Source organism: Shigella sp. SIG3, assembly GCF_053555855.1.
In genome coordinates this window covers 21,658-27,730 of the sequence record NZ_JBQZXE010000041.1, presented here as the reverse complement: position 1 = coordinate 27,730, position 6,073 = coordinate 21,658, and the positions used below count along the sequence as shown (strand labels likewise).

General features: G+C 50.7%; 5 protein-coding genes and 1 pseudogene. 2 read left to right on the top strand and 4 right to left on the bottom strand.

Annotation, left to right across the window (positions count from 1 at the left end; translation table 11 throughout):
* Positions 1–124 precede the first annotated feature (124 nt).
* A complete protein-coding gene (gene ascG / locus ACUU1I_RS09850; RefSeq protein WP_005051459.1) occupies positions 125–1,135 on the bottom strand; it encodes a DNA-binding transcriptional regulator AscG in 1,011 nt (336 codons plus the stop codon).
* Positions 1,136–1,394: 259 nt separating this feature from the next.
* On the opposite strand from ascG, the gene ascF reads away from it, so the two are divergent.
* Both ascF and ascB read left to right on the top strand, forming a co-directional pair.
* A complete protein-coding gene (gene ascF, locus ACUU1I_RS09845) occupies positions 1,395–2,843 on the top strand; it encodes a PTS cellobiose/arbutin/salicin transporter subunit IIBC (protein WP_001107864.1) in 1,449 nt (482 codons plus the stop codon).
* An 8-nt stretch (positions 2,844–2,851) separates the two neighbouring features.
* Complete coding sequence (ascB, locus tag ACUU1I_RS09840; protein WP_005070582.1) at positions 2,852–4,276, top strand: 6-phospho-beta-glucosidase AscB; 1,425 nt, start codon at positions 2,852–2,854, stop codon at positions 4,274–4,276.
* Between the two features lie 114 nt (positions 4,277–4,390).
* Here the strand turns inward: ascB and ACUU1I_RS09835 are convergent, their stop codons facing one another.
* The 3 genes and pseudogenes from ACUU1I_RS09835 to ACUU1I_RS09825 all read right to left on the bottom strand — a co-directional run.
* Positions 4,391–4,810, bottom strand: a complete 420-nt coding sequence (locus ACUU1I_RS09835; protein WP_000126288.1) for a helix-turn-helix domain-containing protein — start codon at positions 4,808–4,810, stop codon at positions 4,391–4,393.
* Positions 4,807–5,118 carry a type II toxin-antitoxin system HigB family toxin gene (locus ACUU1I_RS09830; RefSeq protein ID WP_000547562.1) on the bottom strand — a complete coding sequence of 104 codons (312 nt, stop codon included), beginning with the start codon at positions 5,116–5,118 and terminating at the stop codon, positions 4,807–4,809. Before ACUU1I_RS09830 ends, ACUU1I_RS09835 begins: the two co-directional genes overlap by 4 nt.
* A 175-nt stretch (positions 5,119–5,293) precedes the next feature.
* Positions 5,294–6,034, bottom strand: a pseudogene (locus tag ACUU1I_RS09825) (hypothetical protein); the annotation flags it as partial.
* Positions 6,035–6,073: the final 39 nt, after the last annotated feature.

Sequence of the window (6,073 nt, the reverse complement as noted above, 5' to 3'; positions counted from 1 at the left end):
ATGCGCCGATACATTCACAAATCATGCCAGTTTTTAATTTGCTGTTATTTAAGGAAATTAATTTCTGTAATGCAGGAAAAAAGATGTCATCGACACTAGTGACGATGACATGTGATGACAATGTTTATCGCGAAAGGGCAATGAGTGAGTCGCGGCGGATCAGTTTTCCGCTAAAGGTTTTAGGCGGTGAGAAATCCCCGCCATCGAGCATAAAAATCAGCCGTCCAATAATTTCCTGAATCATCTCAGTCACCGGAATTTTTACGCTGGAGAGCGCCGGAACGATATAGGGGGCAATTGCGATATCATCGAATCCGATAACTGACACCTGCTCTGGCACCGCTACGCCGCGCTCGTGCAACGCTTTGATCGCACCTATCGCCATATCGTCGTTACTGGCAACTAACGCGCTAAATTTAGCCCCACGTTCGAGCAACGTTTCTACCCCTTCGGCCCCGCTGGCGGGCGTCCATTTACCGTTAGCGATAAGTTTTTCATTGAGCGCAATACCATGCTGCGACAGCGCGTCTTTATACCCGGCAAGACGTTCAATGCTGGTGGGGGAATCCATCGAGCCGGTAAGGAAAGCAATCTCCTGATGCCCGGCGTTTATCAACTCTGCCACGGCGTTAAAGCTGGTCTGTTTATGATCGCACCAGACGCTATGGCTGCTATTATTGCGCAGGCGGCGATTAAGCACCATTATCGGCTGACTGTGCGCGTCAATGATGTCATCAATCTCATCCACGCTTAAAAAACGCGGGTAAATCATAATGGCGTCGCAGCGCAAATCCAGCAGATACTGAATCGCCTGGCGCTCTTCTTCGGCGCTGTGTTTACCATCTGCCAATAGCAACTGTCGCCCTTTCTCTTCCGCCATTCGCGCGGCATGAAACAGTAATTCACTAAAATAAATGCCGTGATAAAGCGTGTTGGTCACTACCAGCCCCAGCGTCTGAGTACTCTTCGCCGACAGATTGCGGGCCAGCAAATTTGGGCGGTAACTGCTCTCTTCTACCGCCTGAAACACGCGATCTTTAGTCTCCTGGCTGACGTAGCCATTACCTGAAAGCACGCGGGAAACGGTCGCTTTTGAAACCCCGGCGCGCTTCGCCACTTCCAGCATCGTCGTCATCATTTTCATCCCTTTACACGCAATCAACGCAGTGTACTGCACCGTTTGCCGATTGTCCTTGCGCAATCGGCGGGAAAAATATTCAGGTGACCGGTTTCACAAATATAAAAAATGAACAATTAACTCTCTTGCTTATTTAGTGACAACTATTCATGATTTTGTGAAACCGGTTTCTTAATTCCGTTTCAGCATCGGTATTTTTCCGTCACGTCGACTGATAACAACTACATCTACCCTACTGATAACAGGATAAAATCCGATGGCCAAAAATTATGCGGCGCTGGCACGCTCGGTGATAGCGGCACTGGGCGGCGTTGATAACATCTCGGCAGTCACGCACTGTATGACGCGTTTGCGCTTTGTTATCAAAGATGACCAGCTTATCGACAGCCCGACGTTAAAAACCATCCCCGGCGTGCTCGGCGTGGTACGTAGTGACAACCAGTGTCAGGTAATTATCGGCAATACGGTTTCGCAGGCCTTTCAGGAAGTCGTCAGCCTGCTGCCGGGAGATATGCAGCCCGCACAGCCCGTGGGTAAACCCAAACTCACGCTGCGTCGCATTGGTGCGGGGATCCTCGATGCGCTGATCGGCACCATGTCACCGCTGATCCCGGCGATTATCGGCGGATCGATGGTCAAACTGCTGGCGATGATCCTCGAGATGAGCGGCGTGCTGACAAAAGGATCGCCGACCTTAACCATTCTGAATGTGATTGGTGACGGTGCTTTCTTCTTCCTGCCGCTAATGGTCGCGGCATCTGCCGCCATCAAATTTAAAACCAATATGTCGCTGGCGATTGCCATCGCGGGTGTGCTGGTACATCCGAGTTTTATTGAATTAATGGCGAAAGCGGCCCAGGGTGAACATGTCGAATTTGCCCTGATCCCGGTCACCGCGGTGAAATACACCTACACGGTGATCCCGGCGCTGGTGATGACCTGGTGCCTGTCATATATCGAACGCTGGGTGGATCGCATTACACCGGCGGTGACCAAAAACTTCCTCAAGCCAATGCTGATTGTGTTGATTGCCGCACCGCTGGCAATCCTGCTGATTGGCCCGATTGGTATCTGGATCGGTAGCGCCATTTCGGCGCTGGTTTACACCATTCATGGTTATCTGGGCTGGCTTTCAGTCGCCATTATGGGCGCGCTGTGGCCTCTGCTGGTAATGACCGGGATGCACCGCGTCTTTACGCCAACCATCATTCAGACCATTGCCGAAACCGGCAAAGAAGGAATGGTCATGCCATCAGAGATCGGCGCTAACCTGTCGCTGGGCGGTTCATCACTGGCGGTGCCGTGGAAAACGAAAAACCCGGAACTGCGCCAGACGGCGCTGGCTGCGGCGGCATCAGCCATTATGGCGGGGATTTCCGAACCGGCGTTATACGGCGTGGCGATCCGCCTGAAACGTCCGCTTATCGCCAGTCTTATCAGCGGTTTTATTTGCGGCGCGGTTGCCGGTATGGCGGGGCTTGCCAGCCACTCAATGGCAGCGCCGGGGCTATTTACCAGCGTGCAATTCTTCGATCCGGCGAATCCAATGAGCATCGTCTGGGTGTTCGCGGTCATGGCGCTGGCGGTGGTGCTGTCGTTTATCCTCACACTGTTGCTCGGCTTTGAGGATATTCCTGTTGAGGAAGCGGCTGCCCAGGCGCGAAAGCATCAACCGACCGTCGCCAAAGAAGTAAGTCTTAATTGAGGATGAAAATGTCAGTATTTCCAGAAGGTTTTTTATGGGGCGGCGCGCTTGCCGCCAACCAGTCTGAAGGTGCGTTCCGTGAAGGCGGAAAAGGGCTGACCACCGTCGATATGATCCCACACGGCGAGCATCGAATGGCGGTGAAACTGGGGCTGGAAAAACGTTTTCAGTTGCGCGATGACGAGTTTTATCCCAGCCATGAGGCGACGGATTTTTATCATCGTTATAAAGAAGATATCGCCCTGATGGCAGAGATGGGATTCAAGGTTTTCCGTACCTCAATTGCCTGGAGCCGTCTCTTTCCGCAGGACGATGAAATCACGCCCAATCAGCAGGGCATTGCTTTTTATCGTCCTGTCTTTGAAGAGTGTAAAAAGTACGGTATCGAACCGCTGGTCACGTTGTGCCACTTCGATGTGCCGATGCATCTGGTCACCGAATATGGCTCCTGGCGTAACCGCAAGCTGGTGGAGTTTTTCAGCCGCTACGCCAGAACCTGCTTTGAAGCATTTGATGGTCTGGTGAAATACTGGCTAACCTTCAATGAAATCAACATTATGTTGCATAGCCCGTTCTCCGGCGCGGGTCTGGTGTTTGAAGAAGGTGAAAATCAGGATCAGGTGAAATATCAGGCCGCGCATCACCAGCTGGTTGCCAGTGCGCTAGCCACCAAAATCGCCCATGAGGTTAACCCGCAAAATCAGGTGGGCTGTATGCTGGCGGGCGGTAACTTCTACCCTTACAGCTGCAAACCGGAAGATGTCTGGGCGGCGCTGGAGAAAGATCGGGAAAACCTGTTTTTTATCGATGTGCAGGCGCGCGGCGCGTATCCGGCTTACTCTGCCCGCGTATTTCGCGAAAAAGGGGTAACCATAGATAAAGCGCTGGGCGATGATGAGATCCTGAAAAACACCGTCGATTTTGTCTCTTTCAGCTATTACGCCTCGCGCTGCGCCTCGGCGGAGATGAACGCCAACAACAGCAGTGCGGCGAACGTGGTGAAATCGCTGCGTAACCCGTATCTGCAAGTGAGCGACTGGGGCTGGGGAATTGATCCACTCGGTCTGCGTATCACCATGAATATGATGTACGATCGTTATCAGAAGCCGCTGTTTCTGGTGGAAAACGGCCTCGGCGCAAAAGATGAACTTGCTGCCAATGGCGAGATTAACGATGACTATCGCATCAGCTATTTACGCGAACATATCCGCGCAATAGGCGAAGCGATTGCAGATGGCATTCCGCTGATGGGCTACACCACATGGGGCTGTATTGATTTAGTTTCCGCCTCTACGGGTGAAATGAGCAAACGCTACGGTTTTGTCTACGTAGACCGTGACGACGCAGGCAACGGCACGCTGACGCGCACACGTAAGAAATCGTTCTGGTGGTATAAAAAAGTGATTGCCAGTAATGGGGAAGATTTAGAGTAAGTAACAGTGCCGGATGCGGCGTGAACGCCTTATCCGGCCTACATAGTTCGTGCGACATGTAGGCCCGATAAGCGCAGCGCATCGGGCAATTTAGCATTTGGCATTAGTCAAAAATCAAAGAAACCATTCCGGCTTAACGCCAAATCGGGCTGAAAGTGCCTTAATGTGGGATATCGTCAGGGATCGTTGTCCAGACAAAATCTGACTGACCAGGGATTTAGAGCCGATTTCGTTCTTCAAATCCGCATAGGTCAGATTATGTTGATCAATCAGCGTGCGAAGTAACGCCACGCCAACAGGCATTGCCGCAACGGCTTTGTCGAACTCTGCAAACTCTTGGTTGTTGTTTTCATATTCTGCAATGCGGCTCGCCAGAAAGTCGATAAGTGGATTGGTGTCATCTTCTTCAATCAAATATTCGACCAGTTCCAGTGCTTCACGATAATCATCTTCTGAGTCACTACCTCCCAGAAAGGGGACTGCATTGACCAGTTCTCTTGTTGCTTTAACAGCGTGTGCAGCATTAGCAGTCATTCTTTGTTCTCTCTGTAGTAACGTGTCAGTTTGTCATACTCGGCGTGATTAGTTATGTGCTTCACAAAGAACCGCTTATTAACAAAGTTTATGTAGGCAATCACCCCTAGGTTGTTCCCACCTACATCCAGAACGTACCATTTGTTGCGATATTTAAAATTGTCGAGGTTGGGAAACGCCGTTCGCATCTCTTCTGGCGTAGAAAAATCCGTTTCCTTAATAACCCGATACAATGCCTGAAGAGCCAGAGCGTCGTTAGGATATTTACGCGCAGACTCTTCAAATGGCGCTTTAGAAATGATGTGCATTTTTAAGTTTTAACTTCCTTATAGTAAGTAAACAGCCACATCTGCGAGTTCTATCCTTATGTGTTCGGAAACTATAGCTCATCAAATCCAAGTTCACAATATGTAAACACTTGTGCGCGATATAATTACCCCCAAAATCCTCATAGCCACTCTGCAAAAAGTCAGTTCTGGTTCCCCCCTCAAGCACATCCCCCTTTATCAAGCAACGCTGCGTCTGCGCCAGATCTTCCGTTTGCGGGTCGCGCCCGGCGATGGGTTTGAGGACGAGTTTACGGTTGGGGGTATAAGTAAAACGCGTGAGCGCGGGATAGCTTAACTTGTCAAACCAGCCGTGAACACGCTGCCATTTGGCGTCTTTTACCTGATACAGACTGGTTATCCAGTAACCAGAATTAAACTGCATATCCAGCAATTGCGTGTGACCATTGCCTTGCAAATCCAGCAAATCATCTACGCCAGTTTTGCTTGCGGTGTAGAATCCCCTGGGTTCAAAGACACAGGGACGGCCTTCGCGCGTGAACGTCATAAGAATTAAATGTGCATAAGGAGCCAGACCATTACCGGTACTTGGTAACCAGATAACCAGATCCTGAATGCCGTTACGATCAAGATCGGCGCGATAGAGTTGCCCTTTGCCCGCTATGTTTGCCAGCATACCCACAGGCACAGTCCAGGATTTACCGGCGCGGTCTTTAGCGGTTAATTGCCAGTAATCTTCTTCATTTGGCATCTTCTCAAGCGTCACGCCAGCAACGCCCACTTTCCTAAAATGCCAGGTTTGCTCGGCATCATAAGGCATGGTCAGGAGAGGTTTCAGCGCCCGCTTTTGCGCGTATTCGCTGTCACTCATTGGCAGATATTCGGTAAAGCTGGTGGCCTGTGCAGGCAGCACTAAGCTCAATAAAAAAGCGCACATCCCTGTTCTGATGTTCAATTCCCTGAATTCCCTGAATTC

What these genes read in the sequence shown, in the direction of transcription:
- ascG (WP_005051459.1), bottom strand. Translation starts at nt 1,135, where the DNA reads ATGACGACGATGCTGGAAGTGGCGAAGCGCGCCGGGGTTTCAAAAGCG.
- ascF (WP_001107864.1), top strand. Translation starts at nt 1,395, where the DNA reads ATGGCCAAAAATTATGCGGCGCTGGCACGCTCGGTGATAGCGGCACTG.
- ascB (WP_005070582.1), top strand. Translation starts at nt 2,852, where the DNA reads ATGTCAGTATTTCCAGAAGGTTTTTTATGGGGCGGCGCGCTTGCCGCC.
- ACUU1I_RS09835 (WP_000126288.1), bottom strand. Translation starts at nt 4,810, where the DNA reads ATGACTGCTAATGCTGCACACGCTGTTAAAGCAACAAGAGAACTGGTC.
- ACUU1I_RS09830 (WP_000547562.1), bottom strand. Translation starts at nt 5,118, where the DNA reads ATGCACATCATTTCTAAAGCGCCATTTGAAGAGTCTGCGCGTAAATAT.